The organism is Streptosporangium sp. NPDC023825 (assembly GCF_040639575.1).
In the GTDB taxonomy this organism is placed as follows: domain Bacteria; phylum Actinomycetota; class Actinomycetes; order Streptosporangiales; family Streptosporangiaceae; genus Streptosporangium.
Genome location: NZ_JBFAAE010000004.1, coordinates 137011 through 154761 on the forward strand (window position 1 = coordinate 137011; position 17751 = coordinate 154761).

The following is a 17751-nucleotide window of genomic DNA, read 5'->3' on the forward strand; positions in this document are numbered from 1 at the left end:
ATGATCGCCGGCTCGATCGCGGCGGCGCCGGTTTCCCCGGCGTCGATCGACGTGGAGATCGCCTCGGTGGCGCGCGGACACGTGATCACCGGCAAGCCGGAGGTGCGCGTCTCCCCGGCGCGGGCCCAGGTCATGCTGGAGCGCTACGCCCAGCTCAAGATCGTCCGGCATCCGATGCTGCCGCTGCGGTCCCGGGTGCTGGAGTTGCGCGACAACCTCACCGCCTACGACGGCATGTATGTGGCTCTCGCCGAACTGCTGGGTGTGCCGCTGCTCACCGACGACGCCAAGTTCGCCGGCGCGACCGGGCACCGGGCGGAGATCCACCGCTACCCGCCACCGCCGGTGTGGATCCTCCTGTGACGCGTTGGCCCCCGGACGGTCCGCGGTGGGTTCCACCGGGTTCCCCATGAGCTCGATCACCACGGTCTGACCTGGCCTGACGCGTCGAGGACGGATCGTGGACGAGCGGCGCCGGGGGCGGAGGGTCAGCCCGGGGTGAGGAAATGGCCGTCGGTCCTGATGGCCTCGCCGGTGGTGTTGGTGTTGGCGGCCGAGCACAGGTAGACGATCATGCGTGCGGCGTCGTCGGGATGGCTGACGCGCTTGGTCGCGGCGGCCTCGCCCGCCTTGTCGAGCAGGTGCTGCGGCATGGGTTTGCCCGCCGGGGTGAAGCCCGGCATGACGACGTTGGTGAGGATGCCGGCGGAGGCGAGTTCCCTGGACATCACCCGGGTGAGGCCGTGCAGGCCCGCCTTGGCGGCCACGTAGGAGACGTTGCCGGGGAAGCCGTCCTCGACCAGTCCTGTGGAGACGTTGACGATGCGGCCCCATCCGTTCGCCCGCATGTCGGCCAGCACGGCGCGGGCGAGAAGGTAGGGGCCGACCAGGTTCGCGGTCACCGACGTGGTGAACCGCTCGGGCGGCGCGGTCTCGAACAGCTCGCCCGGCTCCGGCCAGTCCGGCCAGCGGACGGCGTTGTTGACCAGGACGTCGACCGGCCCGAGCCGGTCGCGGGCGTGCTCGACCGCCGACGGCAGTGAGTCGGGGCGGCCGAGGTCGAGTCGCCAGGCGATCGCCTGGGCTCCGCGCCGTTCGGCCATGGCCACGGTCTCCTCCGCGGCCTGGAGGTTGGTGTGGTAGCCGACGGCGACGTGTGCCTTCTCCTCGGCGAAGGCCAGCGCGGTGGCCCTGCCGATGGCCGTGCTCGCGCCGGTCACCAGGACGACTTTTCCTGCGAGTCCGAGTTCCATGCGTTCTCCTGCGGGTGGTGGTCAGGTGAGGTTGTCGCGGACGGTGTGCAGCAGCCGGATGAGACGCGCGGCGTCGGCCTCGCCGAGCCCGGCGCTCGCCCGGCTTTCCACCTGCGCCCATGCGGCCACGACGGCGTCGACCACGGCCTCGCCGCGTTCGGTCAGCCGCAACCGGGTCACCCGGCGGTCGCCGGGGTCCGGGGCGCGCTCGACGAACCCGGCCCGTTCCATGCGGGTGATCGCTTTGGCGATGGTGGGCTGCTCGATGCCGATGCGCTGGACGAGTTCCGCCTGGGTGGTCTCGGGATTGTGGTGAAGGTCGACGATGAGCAGCTCCTGGCCCAGGTGCAGGCCGAGCTCGGCCATCCGGCGCTGCATCTCGGCGCGGTGCGCCCTGGTGACCTCGGCGAGGGCGTAACCGATCGGCCCCTGTTCGGCCGCGACCTGCCGCCCGGCGGTCATGCCGGCACCGCCGGCCGGCCGTCCGCGGCGCGGGCCAGGACGCGCTGCCACAGCCGGGTGATGTCGTGTCGCGCCTCCTCCCCCGTCAGAACTCCGTCGGCGTCGATGTGACGGTGGGCGAAGCCGACCGCCACCTCGAAGTCGGAGAGCACCTCGGCGCCGGCCCGCCGCAGCATGTCGCCGAGCTGCAACTGGGCGAAGACTCCGCCGAACCGGTTGGGTGAGGCGCTCATCAGCGCCACCGGCTTGCCCGCCAGCGGGCGCGGGGGCGCGAGGATCGACAGCCAGTCGACGAGGTCCTTCAGCTGCCCCGGGATGCCGCGGCTCAGCTCCGGCGTCACCAGCAGCAGAACGTCGGCCGCCGCCACGCGCTCGCGCAGAGCGCCGACGGCCTGGGGGAAGGGGCGGCCACGGGTGGCGTCCAGGCGGGGAACCCGGGCGTGGTCGTCCCACACCTCCACCCGCAGCGGGGCGTCCGCCAGCTGCTGCGCGGCGTGAAGGAGCGACCGGTTGTGCGATCCCTCCCGGGTGCTCCCGCAGATCGCCAGTACGTCGATGATTTCCATAGTCGGCTATCTTATAGTCGGCTATATAAATGTCGCAAACCTGGGGCGCGCCGGTAGCCGGCGAACTCGAAGTCGACAGGCCGCTCGTCGGCGTGGGCCGTCTCGCGAGGGGGCAGGCGGCCGCGGCTCGATCGTCGAAGCGACCGGAATCACACCGATCGCGAAGACCGTTCCGGCGCCGAACGCCCGGGTCAGCCCTTGACGTTCTCCTCCGTGCCCCGGCCGGGAGTGTTCCTGCGCAGCACTCCCGGGAGGGTCAGCGCGACGAGTACGGTGGCGAGCGTGCCCCCGCCGCCCGCGATGACGAGGGTCACCGGCGCGGAGGTGGCGTCGAGCAGGAAACCACCGGCGACGTAGGACAGTGCGGCGGCCACCCCGACGGCTCCGTAGAGGTTGCCGAAGACCCTGCCGAGCATCCTCGGCGGGACCAGCCGCTGCAGCATGGTGTTGGTGGCCACGTCCATCGCCGCGATGCCGAATCCACGGACGAACTGGGCGGCGAACGCGGCCGCGACGGCCCAGGCCAGCCCGGTGAGCAGGTTGCCCACGCTGCTCACCGCGAAGCCGGCGATCAGCAGGACCACCAGCGGCACGCGGGTGCTGTAACGGGTCATCAGGGCGTACCCGAGGAGCAGCCCTATGCCGACCGCCCCCAGAAGCAATCCCACCGCCGAGTCGCCGGCGGCGAAGGTCACCTTGGCCAGGAGCACCAGCGCGACGTCGTCGACTCCGTTGAACGCGACGACGGCACAGAAACCCAGGGCGATGATCCGCACCACCTTGGCCGACCAGATGTAACCCAGCCCGGACCTCGCGTCCTGCAGGAGCGAGGACTTCTCGCCGCCCTCGGCGGGGATCGGGGGGAGAGACTTCAGCCGGAGCAGGAGGGCCCCCGCCAGCAGGAAGGAGGCTGCGTCGACCAGGAGAACGCCGCGGACGCCGATGAAGGGGAACAGCACCGCCGCGACCAGTGGCCCGAGAGCCTCGGCGGCGTTGGTCCCGAATCCGAGCGTGGAGTTGGCGGTCTCCAGGTCCCTGTCTCGCACCAGACCCGGTATCGCCGCCCGCGAGGCCGGCAGGAACACCTGCCCCGCGATCGCGCGAAGACCCACCAGTACCAGCAGCAGAGGCAGCGGCGGCAGCGAGAGCGCGATGAGCAGAAGGATCACGCCCTGGGCGACCTCGCAGACGATCATCACCCGCTTGAGGTCGAAGCGGTCGCTGATCGCGCCGGCGATCGGGCTGAGCAGGGAGGGAACGAAATCCCCGACGAGCAGGAGCAAGGAGACCGCGATCGCCTGCCCCGTCGTGTCGGCCACGTGGAGCATCAGCGCGACGAGGCTGAGCGCGTCACCGCCGACGGAGACGACTCGCGACGACCACAGCGACAGGAACCCTGGGTTGTCGCGCAGCATGCTCAGTGCGCCCGTCCCCTCAGCCTCGGTCCCCGCGCCGGCATCAGAGGCTGACATGGTCTCTTCTCTCCTCCGATCGGGGGGGGGGCACGTTCCTTCCGGTCACTCGTCGTCTCCGGTGACGTGCTCGGCCGGTTCGGTGAACCGACGCGGGCTCAACGGGCGCACATCGGTCCGGTGCTCGTCGATCCGGGCCGGGCATTCGCGCTTGGCGCCTTCTTTTCCCGCGTCATTCTATTCGGGCGGGCTGTCACGATCCTGCGGCCGGATGGAACACTGAACTTCATGGCTGAACACGACCTTACAGGAATGTTCGTCTTCGATATGAAACTCGACCCCCTTTCGTTTTGATGGTGTTGTCCATCGCCCATAGCACCCTCGTCGGCGAGGAGTGATACGTCGCTGGAGTCGTGTTCTGCGAGGGCGGAGGGGGCCGCCGCCGGTGAGTATCCGAGATGGTGCTGGACATGAAGTCGGTGGCGATGATCCCGGGACACGCCCACCGCTTTCCTCGTCAAGGATCGAATGTCCTGCTGGAGGGTCCTTCAGAGGAAATTTCGTCTTCAGCGCGTAGCGCGCCAAAGTGGTGGTCTCCTGCTCCCGCGGAAAGACGAGTGCGCAGTTGTTGCGCGTCCGAACCCCGATTATTACCTGGGAGACGGATTCTTCTGCTTTTTGTCCGTCACCCCTCGACAAGAGGTGCCGTTGTGGTGGACGGTCGCCTGGTGCCGCCGGAGGCCGTCTGCGCGTCGTCGATGATCTGGCCCTCATGAGAGGCGGTGGTCAGCGATGACAGGGCGACGGGCACGGTTCCTCTTCGAACAGCGCAGATCCATGGGACCGGGGACGACGACGCGTCGAGGACGGGTCGTGGATGAGTGGCGCCGCGGTCGGCAGGGCCGGCGCCCGGGCCTCCGATTCGAGAGCCGGGCATCGCTTCGCCGTGAGGCGGTCACTCGGGGAAGCCCGGCGACCTGAGGCCGGGCTGCCGCCACCCCCTCCGAGGGAGGGTCACCCCATGTGCGGGTAACGGTGGTCGACCGGAGGGGCGGCGGTCACCGCATGACACACGCGGTCTCACTGCTCGCCGTGGGCGTGAGGTCCTTCATGAGGGCGCACGCCGTCGATGGCGAGTGCGAGCAGCCGGTCGGCCTCGGCTGCTCCTCCGGGTTCCCGCTCGGTGGCCAGTGAGATGGCGCTGACGAGTTTGAGCAGATCCACGATGGCGACGTCGGGGCGGACGGCGTGCGCCTGGCGAGCACGCTCCAGCAGCTCGCCGCCGGCGTTCACGATCATCGTGTGGCAGGTGGTGCCCAGCGTCGGATCGCCGTCGTGGGCGCCGCGCATCAGCGACGAGGCCAGGCCGCGGTTGGACGCGGCGTGCGTGCCCACGGCGCGGAGCCAGGTGACCAGTGCGGGGCCGGGATCGAGGTCGGAGGCCAGCTCGGACGCCTTCGCGCAGAGAGTCTTCACCCGGTCGCGGAAGACGGCCTCCAGTAGTGCCTGGCGAGAGGGGAAGTGCCGGTGCAGGGTGGCGGAGCCGACGCCGGCGTGCCGGGCGATCTCCTCCAGGGAGGCCTCTGCTCCGTGCCGGGCGATGGCCGCGCCGGCGGCGACGAGGATCCGGTCGTAGTTGCGCCGCGCGTCGGCGCGCATCGTGCGGTCTTCGCGAGGCACTGAATCTCCACTCGGCTTGCTAAACGGGGTGGCCCCCCATATGTTAGCCGAACATAAGCGGGGTTCCACCCCACTTATGTGTCAAGTGCGTCCGGGAGAGGTGTGGACATGGGAAAGATCATTGTGGTGGCGGGCGCGACCGGCCTGCAGGGGAGGGCCGTGACGGCGCATCTGCTCGCCGGCGGCCGGCGGGTTCGGGCGCTGACCCGCGATCCGGGCAGCGCATCGGCGCAGGCCCTGGCCGCGGCGGGAGCCGAGCTCGTACGCGCCGAGATGGAGGACCTCTCTCCGGCGCGGCGAATCCACCCCGGCCTGATGGACCTGCGCACCTGGCTGGAGCGGACCGGCGCCGCTCAGATCGAAGCCTTCTTCGAGGCTCGGCAGAACGCATGAACGGCCATGAACTCGATCTCGGGCGCATAGGGATCTGGGCGGGAGACCTCGACGGCTATCCCGCGGCCGCCCTCCGCGAGGCGGCGACGGCGATCGAGGACGCCGGTTACGGGACGCTGTGGTTCCCCGAGACGGCGGGGCGGGAGGCCATGGCACAGGCCGGGATCCTGCTGGCGGCCACCCGGCGGATCGTGGTGGCCGCCGGCGCCGCCGACATCTACGCGCGCGACGCGGTGAGCACCGCGGCCGCGCAACGCACCCTCGACGAGGCGTTCCCCGGGCGCTTCCTGCTCGGGCTCTGGGAGAGTCACCCCAGCCTCGCCGAAGACGTCCGTGGCCACCGCTTCGGTCCTCCGCCGGAGACCATGCGCGGTTATCTGGACGCGATGGACGCCGCTCCGTTCGGTCCGCCCGAGTCGCGGGTCACCCCGCGCCGAGTGCTCGCCGCGCTGGGTCCGGATCTGCTCGCCCTCGCCCGCGAGCGAGCCTGGGGGGCGCATCCGCTTGGCATGCCGGTCGAGCACACCAGGACCGCCAGGGCCCTGCTCGGGCCGGACGCGCTGCTGGCCGTCACCCAGCTCGTCGTTCTGGACCCGGACCGCGCCGCCACCGCGGACCTGGCCCGCTCCTACGCCGCCGCGCTCCTTCCCAACCGCCGTGCACTGCTGCAGGACCTGGGGTTCGAGGACGTCGACTCCCTCGACGACCGGCTTGTCGACGCGCTGGTGAGTCGCGGGCCCGCCGATCTCATCGCACACCGCGTCGAGGAGCACCTGGAGGCCGGAGCCGACCACGTGAGCCTCTTCGTCGTCACGGCCACACCACGGACCCCGCCCCTGCGCCAGTGGCGTGAACTCGCCGGACGACTTCTGACCTGACGTCAGTGATGGGCGACGCCCGGGTCCCGGATGCGAGACCCGGGCGTCACCCTGCCGTGAGGGATCACTCGGGGAAGCCCGGCGGCCTGAGGCCGGGCCGCCGCCGTCCCGTCCGCGGAACGTCAGCCCATGTGCGGGTAGCGGTGGTCGACCGGAGGCACGAAGGTCTCCTTGACGGTCCTGGCGCTGACCCAGCGGGTCAGGTTGAGGATCGACCCGGCCTTGTCGTTGGTCCCCGACGCGCGGCCCCCGCCGAAGGGCTGCTGGCCGACGACCGCGCCGGTCGGCTTGTCGTTGACGTAGAAGTTGCCCGCCGCGAAGCGCAGCCGCTCCGACGCCGAGGCGATCGCGTGGCGGTCCCTGGCGATGATCGAGCCGGTCAGCGCGTACGGCGAGACGCTCTCCATCTGGTCCAGGACCGTGTCGAAGTCCGCGTCGTCGTAGACGTGCACGCCGAGGATCGGCCCGAAGTACTCCTTGACGAAGATCTCGTCGGTGGGGTCGGCGGACTCCAGGATGGTCGGCCGCACGAAGTAGCCGGTCGAGTCGTCGTACGAGCCGGTCAGCACGTTGATCGAGTCGAGCGAGCGGGCCCGGTCGATCGCGGCCCTGTTCTTGGCGAACGCCCGCTCGTCGATGACCGCGCCCATGAAGGTCGACAGGTCCGCGGCCACGTCCCCGACGGTGAGCGACTCGGCGGTGCCCACGAGCTCGTCGCGGATCACCGACCAGACCGAGCGCGGCACGTACGCGCGGGAGGCGGCCGAGCACTTCTGCCCCTGGTACTCGAACGCGCCGCGGACCAGCGCGGTGGTGAGCACGGCCGGGTCGGCCGAGGGGTGGGCGAGCACGAAGTCCTTGCCGCCGGTCTCACCGACCAGGCGCGGGTAGGACCGGTACGAGGCGATGTTGGCGCCGACCGTGGACCACAGGTGCTGGAAGGTCGGCGTGGAGCCGGTGAAGTGGATGGCCGCCAGCTCCGGGTGGGTCGTCGCGACCTCGGAGACGGCCGAGCCGTTGCCGGTCACCATGTTGATGACGCCCGGCGGCAGCCCCGCCTCCTCCAGCAGGCGCATGGTGAAGTGCGCGGAGAACTGCTGGGTGGGGGAGGGCTTCCAGACGACGACGTTGCCCATCAGGGCCGGCGCCGACGGCAGGTTCGCGGCGATGGCGGTGAAGTTGAACGGCGTGATCGCCAGGACGAAGCCCTCCAGCGGCCGGTACTCCATCCGGTTCCACACGCCGGGCGAGGAGACCGGCTGGTCGCTGAGCAGCCGGCGCGCGAAGTCCACGTTGAAGCGCAGGAAGTCGATCAGCTCGCAGGCGGCGTCGATCTCCGCCTGCTGCGCGGACTTGGACTGGCCCAGGATCGTCGCGCCGTTCAGCGTCTGCCGGTACGGGCCGGCCAGCAGGTCGGCGGCCCGCAGGAAGATCGCGGCCCGCTCGTCGAACGGCAGGGCGCGCCACGCGGGCGCCGCCCCCAGCGCCGCGTCGATCGCCGAGCGCACGTCGTCGGCGGTCGCGTCCGCCGTGCGGCCCAGCACCGAGGCGTGGTTGTGCGGCTGGACCACCTCGATCGAGGCGCCGCCGCCCATCCGCTGCTCGCCGCCGATCGTCATCGTCAGGTCGAGCTGGGCCCCGGCCAGCTCCTTGAGACGGTTCTCCAGCGCCGCGCGCTCGGCGCTGCCGGGCGCGTAGCCGAGCACCGGCTCGTTGGACGGGGCGGGAACGGTGGAGATGGCATCCATCACTTGCCTCCAAGGGCACGAAGAAAGAAGGCGATGTTCGCCGGGCGCTCGGCGAGCCGGCGCATGAAGTAGCCGTACCAGTCGTCGCCGTAGGGGATGTAGACGCGCACGGTGTGGCCCGCTCCCGCCAGGGCCTGCTGCTTGTCGGCCCGGATCCCGTAGAGCATCTGATACTCGTAGTCACCCCGCGACCTGGCGAACCGGTCGGCGAGCGTCTCGGTGATCGCGATCAGCCGGTCGTCGTGCGTGGCCACCATCGGGTAGCCCGCGCCCGACATGAGGATGCGCAGGCAGCGCACGTAGGCCTTGTCGACCTCGTTCTTGTTCTGGTGCGCCACCGAGGCGGGCTCGGCGTAGGCGCCCTTGACCAGGCGCACCCGCGACCCCTCGTACGCCAGGTCGCGGCAGTCGGCCTCGGTGCGGAAGAGGTAGGACTGCACGGCGACACCGGTGGAGGGGAAGTCCGCGCGCAGCGCCCGCAGGATCGCGAGCGTCGAGTCGACCGTGGTGTGGTCCTCCATGTCGAGGGTCACGCTCGCCCCGGAGGCGGCGGCCGCCTCGCAGATCCGCCGCGCGTTCTCCAGGGCGATCTTGTCGCCGTCGGCGCCGAGCGCCTGACCGACGGCGGAGAGCTTCACCGACACCTCGGCCCGGTCCCCGAGCCCCAGCCCGTCCAGCGCGCCGAGCAGCGTGACGTACGCCTTGGCCGTCTGGGTGGCGGCGGCGGAGTCCCGCGTCTCCTCACCCAGGTGGTCGACGGTGACGGCCAGACCGGCGGCGGCGAGCCCGCGGATCGCCTCGACCGCCTCCTGGGGCGTCTCGCCCGCGACGAAGCGATCGACGACCTTGCGCGTCAGCGGCACGCCGGAGACCGTGCGCCGCACCAGCGGCAACCGGGATGCGCCGAGAAGGAGAGAACCGAGCATGCTCTCAGCCTAAAACCTCGGCTCGCGCGGCCATCATGTGCATCTGCCACGATCAACGGGCAGGGCGTTCATACATATGTACGACAATGGTGAGGTGTTGCAGGAGACGGTAGACGAGATCGCCGCCAGGCTGGGCGCCTCGGCCACCCTGGAGGACCGGGCCTTCCAGCTCCTGGCCTACGCCGCGCAGAGCGGCGACATCGACGTGGTGCGCCAGGAGTCCATCCTGCGGCGCCGCGCGACGGACCAGGTGCGCGCCTACTTCGAGGGGTACGGCATCGCCGGGGCCCGCGGCCCTGTCCGCATCCCCGCCGACGCCGACCTCGGCGTGCTCGCGCGGGTGTGCGTGCCGCTGCGGCACCACGAGGTGACCTACGGCTACCTGTGGCTCCTCGACGACGGCACGCTCGGCGACGAAGCCCTCTCCTCGGTCGGCGACCTGGTCTCCCGGGCCGCCACCGCCCTGGCGCAGGAGGCCCGCAGCCGCCAGGACCTGGGCGCGAACCTGCGGGAGCTGTTCTCCTCCGACGCCGAGGAACGCTCCCGGGCGCTGTCGCGGCTGGAGGACGTGCGCGGCCCGGTGGCGGCGATCGCCGCCCGCACCTCCCCGGACCGGGTCGTCGCCCTCTGGACGCTCCCGCGCGCCGTGCTCGCCGACCCCGCGTTCCCGGTACGGGGCGAGCCGCTGGTCGCCCTCCTGGTCCCGGCGGGCCAGGCGGAGGAACTGGCCGACCGGATCCGGGGCATGTACGCGACGGTGGTGGGCGTCGGCGCCCCCAGGGACGAGCCCGCGCAGGCCTGGCGAAGCTGGCGGGAGGCCGTGCACGCGCTCGGCGTCGCCGGCCGGGTGCCCGCGCTGGCCCCCGTCGCCACCTGGCCGGGGCTGGGCGTCTACCGGCTGCTCGCCCGGATGTCCCCGGCGGGGCTGCGGGAGCTGGCGGAGGAGATCGCCGGGCTGGGGGAGGACCCGGAGCTGGCCAGGACCGTGGAGGGCTACCTCGACCGCGCCGGCCACGTCCAGGAGACCGCCGGCGCGCTCGGCGTGCACCGCCAGACGCTCTACTACCGGCTGGCCAAGGCGGAGCGGCTCACCGGCAGGGACCTGGCCGACGGCGAGGACCGCCTGCTCATCCACCTCGCCCTCAAGGCCGCCCACCTGCTCTGACCCACACGGGGTCCGGTCACACGGGGGCCCGGTAGACCTTCACCCAGTCCACGTACATGCTCACCGTCGGGGGAGTGGAACGGTTGCGGCACGGCGACCACTCGTTGCACGTCACGTCGTTCTGCAGCGTCAGGTGCATGGAGCGGCTCCTCGGCACGTTCGGCCCCCGGTAGTCCCACACCTTCCTGCCGTCCAGCCAGAACGTCAGCCGTCCGGGCAGCCAGTCGACCGCGACCGTGTGCCACCGGGTGAAGTCGGCCCGCATCTGCCGCTGGGCCTGGGGCCGGTCGCCGCGGTGCACGAAGATCCCGCCCGACCTGCGGCTCGGGTCGATGATCTCGGCGAAGTCGACCTCCGCGTACTCCCCGCCGCCCTGGTCGGACGGCCAGAGCAGCGCCACCGGGGTGTAGCCCGCGCCGCGCTCGGCCCGCAGCCGCACCTCCCAGCGCCCGTACCGCTGCGCGCTGCGGGTCGCGACGCCCCCCGACAGGTCCCTGCCACCGTAGAAACCTCCCTTGAGCCGCAGGACGCCGCCGCCCACGCTCGTGGCCCGCCCGGTGCGCGGGTTGGTCTCGGCACCGAGGGAGTGGTAGACGACCCACCTGCGGCCGTCGACGCGGGTGCCGTCGAAGTTCTCCACCAGGACCGGGGCGCCCCACCCCGGAGCGGCGGACGGGCTCGTCCGCGCGGACGCGCCCGGCGCGGTCAGCGAGGAGAACGCGAGGGAGAGGGCCAGGGCGCCCAGGAACGTGCCACGAATCGACATGGGGACATCAAAGCAACGATCGCGCTCCAGTAACAGAGGTATCCCGTTTTCGCATACGTCCCACGGGTTCGGGGGGTGCCCTCCCGGCCCGGTTGTGCCACGATTCCGCACATGGACGACGTCGACGCCGTACGGCGGGCACTGGCCCGGCTGGTGGAGTCCGGTGAGCTCCGCGCCGAGCAGGTGGAGCCGGTCGCGCTCGCCGTCGGCGAGGCGCTGCGCGAGCCGGGAACGGGAGACCGGGTCAGGTGGAGCGAGATCCTCGCGTACGTCGGCGGGGGGTTCGTCCTGGCCGGTGCCGCGGCCTTCGTCGGCCTGGGCTGGGACCGGATGACCCAGCCGGCGAGGATCACGGTCCTCGCCGTGGTCACGTTCCTCCTGCTGGCGGTGGCCGCGGGGCTCGGCGCGGCGGCGCGGTCGGCGACCGGCAGGACGGCCGCCGTGCAGGGCAGGGTCGCCGCCACGCTCGCCGCGCTGGGCTCGGGCACGGCGGCCCTGTGCGCCGGGGTGGCGGTCGACCGCCAGGAGGTGCTCGTCGCCGGCGTGGCCGGGCTGGTGGTCGCGGCGGCGGCCTACGCGCTGCTGCCCACCGCGATCGGCCTGCTGGCCTGCGGCGGTTTCGCCCTGCTCACGGTGACCGGCCTGATGGACGCCTCGGCGGGGGCGGGTCCCGGCTGGGGCCTGGCCTACGTCGCGCTGGGCGTGCTCATCCTGGTGGCCGCCCTCGCCGGGCTGCTCGTCCCGCGCGACCTGGGACTGGGCATGGGCGCCGCCATCGCGATCCTCGGCGGACAGTGGCCCGTCCTGTGGGACGCAGGCGCCTGGGGACACTGGCTCACCGCGCTGATCGCGATGGCCTGCCTGGCGCTGTACCGGCGGTGGCGCACCTGGGTGCTGATCGTCAGCGGCGTGGCCGGGCTGACGCTCGCCGTCCCCGAGGCCGTCTGGGACTGGACGGACGGGGCCGTGGGCGGTGCGGTGATCCTGGTCGTGGCCGGGGTCGTCCTGCTGGCCGCCAGCGGCCTCGGCGTCGTCCTGCACCGCCGCGCGACCCGGTCGTAGACGTCACGGGAGCCGGTCGCGGGCGTCGCGGGGGCCGGTCGTAGCGGTCGCGGAAGCCGGTCGCCGGCGTCGCGGGGAGCCGGTCGTGGACGTCGCGGGGGCCGGTCGTAGCCGTCGTAGCCGGTCGCCACGCGTCCCGCACGCGAAAGACCGGGGGCCCCTTTCGGGACCCCCGGTCTCGGGATGGGCGTTCCGCGCGGCCCGCGGTGCCGGCCGGCGCGGCGGGCGCGGTCAGCGGGCGGAGCCGGACAGCGCGTTCTCGTAGACGTGGACGAGCTCCTGGCTGATCCGCTCCCACGAGTAGCGGGACCGGGCGCGGTCGGCACCGGCGAAGCCGAGCGCGGTGCGACGGGTCGGGTCGGCGAGCAGCTCGCGGGTCAGGCGGGAGGTCTGCGCCGGGCGGTCGGCGGGAACCAGCAGGCCGGTCACCCCGTCCACCACGGAGTCGAGGTGGGCTCCCACCGCGGAGGCGATGACGGGGACGCCGCAGGCCATGGCCTCCAGCGCCACGACGCCCGCCGGCGCCTCCCTGGGCAGCGAGACGACCACGTCGGCGCTGCGCATCAGCTTGGCGACCGAGGAGTGCGGGATGTGACCGAGAACGGTGATCCGGTCGTCGACGCCGATCTCCTTGGCCAGCAGCATCATGCTGTGCGCGTCGGCGTCGTGCTCCAGGTCCACGGACTCGGGGCCGCCGGCGATGATCAGCTCGGCCTCGGGGATGCCCTCCAGCGCGCGGATCGCGGTGTGCACGCCCTTGTCGGCCGTGAGCGGGCCGACGTGCAGCAGGCGGGGCCGGGTGCCGCGGGCGGCGGCCGGGCCCTGGCGGCGGAACCGCTCGACGTCGACGCCGCACGGGATGACCGAGATGTTGCGGCGCGGCACGCCCAGCCGGATCAGCGAGCTCTCCTCGTCGCCGCACCCGGCGATCACCGCACTGGCCCGGCGCCCGATGGCCCGCTGCAGCCGGACCTTCTTGGCGTCGCGGGTGTTCTCGCTGCTGAAGGTCTGGGTGAACGGCACGTCGAGGCCGTTCGCGCCGGCGATCGCGGCCAGCCCGCCGGTCCAGGAGTGCGCGTGGATGACGTCCGGGCGATCCTGTCCCCAGCGGTGCATCAGCTGGTCGCCGAGGTCGGACAGGTAGGGCAGGACGCTGTCCTCGGGAAGGTTCTGCGCGGGCCCGGCGGTCAGGTTCTCCAGCGTGACGCCCTGCGACACGCGGACCTTGGACTTCTCCGAGTCGGAGTTCCTCCGGCTGTAGATCGTGACCTTGTGCTCGCGGCCGAGCTCACGGGCGACTGCCATCAGGTGAGCGCGCTGGGCGGCGAGATCGGACTCGTCCTGGGTGGAGGAGAGAGCCTCGGAGGAGACGAATGCAATGTTCACGGCACACCTCTGGGAGGAGATTAGGCATGAAAAGCCTGTGATTCCTTCAGGGGTGCCTGCGTCTTAGGCACACGTCTGTATGAGGTCAACCATACCCCGATCTCCGCCAAAGCCAAACCCTCGGCGGGAAACGGGCCCGCTAATAGGACCTGCTCTGCCGCGACTCCTCGGCCCTGGCACTCGGGACGTGCAGCTGTATCACGCATCCGTGCTGGTCATTGTGGATGTCGAGGCGGTCGCACAGCTGCCGGGCGATCCACAGGCCGTCGCCGGGACCGGCCGTCGAACCCGGCGGGAGGAAGCCGGCGACCGGATCGGCGACCCGCCCGCCCCGGCGGTCGACGTGACAGGTGATCGCGCCCAGCCGCTCCCACATCCGCACCGTCACGGGCGGCCCCAGCAGGGCGGCCACCTCGTAGGCGGCGACCGAGAGCAGTTTCGCGCGGTCGTGGCTCAGCCCCATGAAGGACGCGTGGCCGGTGACGAACACCCGCAGGGCATGGAGCGTCTCCACGTGCGCGGCGGCCGAGTCACCCGGCGGTTCGAGGGGCGGGAAGGAGTCGCACTCGCCGATGAAGCCCGCGGGATCGGTGTACTCGGGGCAGGGCGTCATCGAGACGCCGTCCTCGGAGAGCGTGGGGTGGGTGCGCCGCGCGGTCGCCACCACTCCCGGATCGGCCGTCCTCTCGTCGTACGGGCAGATCATCCACACGTTGGTGGCGCGCAGCAGCAGGTTCAGGCCCGACTCCATGCGTTGCCAGGCCCGCACGTCGGCGGGCGCGCGTCCGGCCCACACCGGCTCGGCGAGGATCCGCACGTGCCCGCCGCGCGGGGCCTCGGGCCCGCGCCGCTGCCAGTAGCGGTGGAAGGCGGTGGCACGTTCCACCGTCCGGCGGCCCAGGAACGCCGTCTCCGCGTAGTCGACCAGGCGGCCGTCCCTGCCCAGGGCACCCCCGAGAAGCTCCAGGTTGGCCGAGGTGGTCGCGACCATCACCGGGTCGCCCTTGGCCAGCCCGTCCCGGACGAACGGCAGCGCCATCGCCAGGAAACGCCCGTCGGAGCCGTACACCGCGGCCTGGTGGATGGAGGTCATCCGGGCATCCCGGACCCGGCCAGGCCGGGGAAGGAAGGGCGGGGGCGCTCACCGGGCTCGATCCGACCCGAGGAGGGCCGATCCTGAAGCGATCCCATACCCCGCCCCATTCCGTCGGACGCGGGCGCCGCCGGGCGCGGCCCCTCATCGCCCGGCGGGACCGACCGGCCCCACCGAGTTAGTCAAGCTATACGACACGGAGGGCGAGTATCACGATCTCATCCCAAACTCTCCCGCCGGAGAAAGCGTGCCGGTCCTCCTCCACGGTTTTGACGATCTCGGCGGGAGACTGCGCCACGCAGCGCGCCAGCACGTCCGCCAGCCTGGTCTCGCCGTAGGACTCACCCAGCTCGTTCTGCGAGGCCACCAGGCCGTCGGAGTAGAAGATCAGGGTCTGGCCGGAGGTCAGCGTGAGCTCCTCGGTGAACATCTCCGCCTCGGGGGCGATGCCCAGCGGAACGCCGCCCCCGGCGGTGAACCGCACCCCGCCGTCGGGCCGCAGCAGCGCGGCGGGGTGGTGCCCCGCGCTGGCCAGCCTGATCTTGCGCGCCTTGATGAACCCGGTCACCGCCATCACGAACATGCCGTTGTGCTGGGCGGTCAGCGCCTGGTTCAGCTTGCGCATCACCTCGCCGGGGTCGGTCTCCCAGACGCTGAGCACGCGCAGGCCGTTGCGCACCATGGCGCTGACCGACGCGGCCTCCTCACCCTTGCCCGCGGCGCCTCCGAGGGCGAACCCCCACCCCTCGCCGGCGCGGAAGACGTCGTAGAACTCGGCGCCGACCGGGCTGGAACCCGCGTTGTAGATGGCCGCGGCCTCGAATCCCGGGATGTCCGGCAGGCTCCGGGGCACCACGCTGGTACGCAGCGCGTCGGCCGCCCGCGAGCGGGTCTGGAAGCTGCGCCGCGCGCGCAGCGCGAGCCCCAGGTGGACGCCGACCTCCTCCATCAGCCCGAGATCGGCCAGCGAGAACGGTTCGCGGTCGCGCAGCCGCACCAGGGTCAGCGAGCCCAGCACGCCCTCCTCGCCGCCGATCGGCACGATCAGCACCGAGGCGGCCCCCATCACCCGCAACAGCGGCGGGCCACCGGGGACGTCGCCGAGCAGCCCTTCGTCCTCCAGCATCTCGTGCACCACGCCCGAACCGCCGGTCAGCACGTGCGCGACGGCCGGCGCGGTCAGCGGGTTCATCCCCTCGGCGAGGCGGACCAGCTGGGTCACCGGCTTGTCGCTCGGGCCGAGCACGCAGGCCCGCCTGGGCATGCCGTCGCGGACCACGTCGGCGATCACCCAGTCGGCCCACTCGGCGGCCAGCAGCCGGGAGGCCCTGGTGACGGTCACCGGCTGGCGCAGGCTCTCCTCGTCGAGCAGCAGGCGGGTCATCCTGGCCAGCAGCTCCTGCCGGCGTGCCGCGGCCATGACCAGGATGGCGTCCGAGCGGTCGGCCGGGCCGGGGGGCGGCCCCGCCACCTGCGCCTCCAGCGGCAGGATCATGACCGCGACCATCTCCTGCGGCTCGCCCGGCATCGTGAGCCGGGTGACGGCCAGCTGCACCGTGTGCGCGCGGCCCTGGTGGGCCAGCCGCGTCTGGAGGGTCGCGGTCTGGCCGCCCTGCTGGACCGCCGTCAGGTGCGAGCGGAACGCCGCCCGCCGGGAGACGTCGACGAACAGCGGGAACGAGCGGCCGATCAGGTATCCCGCGGGACTGCCGAGCATCCGGGAGGTCTCGGCGCTGATCCGCCGCACCACCCCCGAGGCGTCCAGCACCACCACCGGGATGGGGAAGGTGCGGAACACCTGCCGCAGTAGTTTGAGCTCCCGCTGTGACCCGCTCTCCCGTTCGCCCGAGCGTTTGGGCGCCTTGCGCAGCTCGCGCACCGAGGCGTCCAGCAGCTCGCGGGCGGTGTCGAGCTCCGCGAGCGCCGCGTCGAGTGTGGACCGGGGGTCGGCGGGGTAGGCGGACTTCGCCTCACGCAGGGAGGAGATCCTGGTGGTCAGCGCGTTCAGCGCCTGCTCCAGGGTCTGAAGGCCAATGGCGTCGGTCAATGCTCGTCCTCGTCAGGGGCCGGAGTGGGCTGGTCCCGTCGTAGACGGTACGCCACCCGGTAGGTCTAATCGATGCGTGGTCGGATAGTGGTTAAGTTAGCGACACAGGTGAGGGGAGTCGCGAGATGGACATGGTCACCCCTGTTCTCGCCCGGGACCTCGCGGTCCTCGGCAGGGTCAGCGAGGAAACATCGACCGAGAGCGTGCTGCGCGGGCTCACGGCCACCCTCGCCGGCGGTGTGCCCGGTTGCGCGGGCGGCTCCGCCGAGCTCTGGCGCCAGGAGCGTATGGTCGTCTCAGCCTCCCACAGCGAGCTCATCGTCCTCCTCGACAGCGAGGAGGAACTTGGCGAGGGCCCCTCGTCCGAGGCCCGCGCCACGAGGCGCCACGTGATCGTCCAGGACGTCCTGCGCGAGCCGCGCTGGCCGGCGTACACCGGCATGGCCGTCCGCTGCGGCGTCCGCTCGGTCCTGGCGATGCCCATCGTCATCGAGCACGCCGTCCTGGTCCTCGGCATGTACGGGGTGCGCCCCGGCGTCTTCGCGGCCAGGAACGTCCCGCCGCTGGCCGAGATGCTCGCCGAGCAGGTGGGGGTGGCCCTCGCCAACATGTGGGACTACGACGAGGTCCGCACCGACGCGGCCCAGATGCAGGAGGCCCTCGCCGGCCGGGCGATCATCGACCAGGCCAAGGGCATCATCATGAAGTCCAGCGGCTGCTCGGCCGAGGCGGCCTTCGACGAGCTGCGCCGCATCTCGCAGCACCACCAGGTGAAGGTCGCCGACCTGGCCAAGCTGCTGGTCGAGGAGCACCAGCGCAACCGCGAGGCGAAGAAAGAGGACTGAGACCCCTGCCGGCGGCCCCCGTCCCGGTGATCGGTACTTGGTCGTCCCGGCCGGCCGGGACGGTCCCCG

18 protein-coding genes are annotated in these 17751 nt (G+C 72.0%); 7 read left to right on the top strand and 11 right to left on the bottom strand.

What is annotated here, in order from left to right; all coding sequences use genetic code 11:
* Entirely contained in the window at window positions 1-363 is a 363-nt protein-coding gene (locus AB0G15_RS05135; RefSeq protein WP_362835486.1) for a type II toxin-antitoxin system VapC family toxin, read from the top strand.
* A gap of 125 nt (window positions 364-488) precedes the next feature.
* On the opposite strand, the gene AB0G15_RS05140 is transcribed toward AB0G15_RS05135, so the two are convergent.
* From AB0G15_RS05140 to AB0G15_RS05155, 4 genes are all read right to left on the bottom strand, one after another.
* Window positions 489-1253 carry an SDR family NAD(P)-dependent oxidoreductase gene (locus AB0G15_RS05140; RefSeq protein ID WP_362835488.1) on the bottom strand — a complete coding sequence of 255 codons (765 nt, stop codon included), beginning with the start codon at window positions 1251-1253 and terminating at the stop codon, window positions 489-491.
* 21 nt (window positions 1254-1274) lie between these two features.
* Window positions 1275-1715 (bottom strand): MarR family transcriptional regulator, encoded by a 441-nt coding sequence (locus AB0G15_RS05145; RefSeq protein ID WP_362835490.1) that lies wholly within the window; start codon window positions 1713-1715, stop codon window positions 1275-1277.
* On the bottom strand, window positions 1712-2281 hold the full coding sequence (locus tag AB0G15_RS05150) for an NAD(P)H-dependent oxidoreductase (RefSeq protein WP_362835492.1): 570 nt from the start codon (window positions 2279-2281) through the stop codon (window positions 1712-1714). The genes AB0G15_RS05145 and AB0G15_RS05150 overlap by 4 nt, the downstream gene beginning before the upstream one ends.
* Before the next feature lie 191 nt (window positions 2282-2472).
* Complete coding sequence (locus AB0G15_RS05155) at window positions 2473-3753, bottom strand: MFS transporter (protein WP_362835494.1); 1281 nt, start codon at window positions 3751-3753, stop codon at window positions 2473-2475.
* A 66-nt stretch (window positions 3754-3819) separates the two neighbouring features.
* On the opposite strand from AB0G15_RS05155, the gene AB0G15_RS05160 reads away from it, so the two are divergent.
* Window positions 3820-4047 carry a hypothetical protein gene (locus tag AB0G15_RS05160; RefSeq protein ID WP_362835496.1) on the top strand — a complete coding sequence of 76 codons (228 nt, stop codon included), beginning with the start codon at window positions 3820-3822 and terminating at the stop codon, window positions 4045-4047.
* A 726-nt stretch (window positions 4048-4773) separates the two neighbouring features.
* Here the strand turns inward: AB0G15_RS05160 and AB0G15_RS05165 are convergent.
* Complete coding sequence (locus AB0G15_RS05165; protein WP_362835498.1) at window positions 4774-5373, bottom strand: helix-turn-helix domain-containing protein; 600 nt, start codon at window positions 5371-5373, stop codon at window positions 4774-4776.
* A 108-nt stretch (window positions 5374-5481) separates the two neighbouring features.
* Between AB0G15_RS05165 and AB0G15_RS05170 the strand changes: the two genes are divergently transcribed.
* Both AB0G15_RS05170 and AB0G15_RS05175 read left to right on the top strand, forming a co-directional pair.
* Window positions 5482-5766 (top strand): NmrA family NAD(P)-binding protein, encoded by a 285-nt coding sequence (locus tag AB0G15_RS05170; RefSeq protein WP_362835500.1) that lies wholly within the window; start codon window positions 5482-5484, stop codon window positions 5764-5766.
* Window positions 5763-6644 (top strand): TIGR03620 family F420-dependent LLM class oxidoreductase, encoded by an 882-nt coding sequence (locus tag AB0G15_RS05175; RefSeq protein WP_362835502.1) that lies wholly within the window; start codon window positions 5763-5765, stop codon window positions 6642-6644. Before AB0G15_RS05170 ends, AB0G15_RS05175 begins: the two co-directional genes overlap by 4 nt.
* Before the next feature lie 122 nt (window positions 6645-6766).
* Here the strand turns inward: AB0G15_RS05175 and pruA are convergent, their stop codons facing one another.
* Window positions 6767-8392 carry an L-glutamate gamma-semialdehyde dehydrogenase gene (pruA, locus tag AB0G15_RS05180; RefSeq protein ID WP_362835504.1) on the bottom strand — a complete coding sequence of 542 codons (1626 nt, stop codon included), beginning with the start codon at window positions 8390-8392 and terminating at the stop codon, window positions 6767-6769.
* Window positions 8392-9318 (bottom strand): proline dehydrogenase family protein, encoded by a 927-nt coding sequence (locus tag AB0G15_RS05185; RefSeq protein ID WP_362835506.1) that lies wholly within the window; start codon window positions 9316-9318, stop codon window positions 8392-8394. Before AB0G15_RS05185 ends, pruA begins: the two co-directional genes overlap by 1 nt.
* Before the next feature lie 94 nt (window positions 9319-9412).
* Here AB0G15_RS05185 and AB0G15_RS05190 point away from each other — a divergent pair, with 94 nt between their 5' ends.
* Entirely contained in the window at window positions 9413-10483 is a 1071-nt protein-coding gene (locus AB0G15_RS05190; RefSeq protein ID WP_362835508.1) for a helix-turn-helix domain-containing protein, read from the top strand.
* 16 nt (window positions 10484-10499) lie between these two features.
* Here AB0G15_RS05190 and AB0G15_RS05195 read toward each other — a convergent pair whose 3' ends face one another.
* Window positions 10500-11249 (bottom strand): glycoside hydrolase family 16 protein, encoded by a 750-nt coding sequence (locus AB0G15_RS05195; RefSeq protein WP_362835510.1) that lies wholly within the window; start codon window positions 11247-11249, stop codon window positions 10500-10502.
* A gap of 111 nt (window positions 11250-11360) precedes the next feature.
* Between AB0G15_RS05195 and AB0G15_RS05200 the strand changes: the two genes are divergently transcribed.
* Complete coding sequence (locus AB0G15_RS05200) at window positions 11361-12311, top strand: hypothetical protein (RefSeq protein ID WP_362835512.1); 951 nt, start codon at window positions 11361-11363, stop codon at window positions 12309-12311.
* Between the two features lie 231 nt (window positions 12312-12542).
* Here AB0G15_RS05200 and AB0G15_RS05205 read toward each other — a convergent pair whose 3' ends face one another.
* The 3 genes from AB0G15_RS05205 to AB0G15_RS05215 all read right to left on the bottom strand — a co-directional run bounded on the left by AB0G15_RS05205 (window position 12543) and on the right by AB0G15_RS05215 (window position 16837).
* A complete protein-coding gene (locus tag AB0G15_RS05205) occupies window positions 12543-13697 on the bottom strand; it encodes a glycosyltransferase (protein ID WP_362835514.1) in 1155 nt (384 codons plus the stop codon).
* A 139-nt stretch (window positions 13698-13836) separates the two neighbouring features.
* Window positions 13837-14790, bottom strand: coding sequence for a sensor histidine kinase (locus tag AB0G15_RS05210; protein WP_362835516.1), 954 nt, complete (start codon window positions 14788-14790; stop codon window positions 13837-13839).
* Window positions 14791-14977: 187 nt separating this feature from the next.
* Window positions 14978-16837 carry a SpoIIE family protein phosphatase gene (locus AB0G15_RS05215; RefSeq protein ID WP_362835518.1) on the bottom strand — a complete coding sequence of 620 codons (1860 nt, stop codon included), beginning with the start codon at window positions 16835-16837 and terminating at the stop codon, window positions 14978-14980.
* Between the two features lie 125 nt (window positions 16838-16962).
* Here AB0G15_RS05215 and AB0G15_RS05220 point away from each other — a divergent pair, with 125 nt between their 5' ends.
* A complete protein-coding gene (locus AB0G15_RS05220) occupies window positions 16963-17682 on the top strand; it encodes a GAF and ANTAR domain-containing protein (RefSeq protein ID WP_362835520.1) in 720 nt (239 codons plus the stop codon).
* Window positions 17683-17751: the final 69 nt, after the last annotated feature.

Coding starts and splice junctions, on each gene's coding strand:
- AB0G15_RS05135 (WP_362835486.1), top strand. CDS start 1: ATGATCGCCGGCTCGATCGCGGCGGCGCCGGTTTCCCCGGCGTCGATC.
- AB0G15_RS05140 (WP_362835488.1), bottom strand. CDS start 1,253: ATGGAACTCGGACTCGCAGGAAAAGTCGTCCTGGTGACCGGCGCGAGC.
- AB0G15_RS05145 (WP_362835490.1), bottom strand. CDS start 1,715: ATGACCGCCGGGCGGCAGGTCGCGGCCGAACAGGGGCCGATCGGTTAC.
- AB0G15_RS05150 (WP_362835492.1), bottom strand. CDS start 2,281: ATGGAAATCATCGACGTACTGGCGATCTGCGGGAGCACCCGGGAGGGA.
- AB0G15_RS05155 (WP_362835494.1), bottom strand. CDS start 3,753: ATGTCAGCCTCTGATGCCGGCGCGGGGACCGAGGCTGAGGGGACGGGC.
- AB0G15_RS05170 (WP_362835500.1), top strand. CDS start 5,482: ATGGGAAAGATCATTGTGGTGGCGGGCGCGACCGGCCTGCAGGGGAGG.
- AB0G15_RS05175 (WP_362835502.1), top strand. CDS start 5,763: ATGAACGGCCATGAACTCGATCTCGGGCGCATAGGGATCTGGGCGGGA.
- pruA (WP_362835504.1), bottom strand. CDS start 8,392: ATGGATGCCATCTCCACCGTTCCCGCCCCGTCCAACGAGCCGGTGCTC.
- AB0G15_RS05185 (WP_362835506.1), bottom strand. CDS start 9,318: ATGCTCGGTTCTCTCCTTCTCGGCGCATCCCGGTTGCCGCTGGTGCGG.
- AB0G15_RS05195 (WP_362835510.1), bottom strand. CDS start 11,249: ATGTCGATTCGTGGCACGTTCCTGGGCGCCCTGGCCCTCTCCCTCGCG.
- AB0G15_RS05200 (WP_362835512.1), top strand. CDS start 11,361: ATGGACGACGTCGACGCCGTACGGCGGGCACTGGCCCGGCTGGTGGAG.
- AB0G15_RS05210 (WP_362835516.1), bottom strand. CDS start 14,790: ATGACCTCCATCCACCAGGCCGCGGTGTACGGCTCCGACGGGCGTTTC.
- AB0G15_RS05220 (WP_362835520.1), top strand. CDS start 16,963: ATGGACATGGTCACCCCTGTTCTCGCCCGGGACCTCGCGGTCCTCGGC.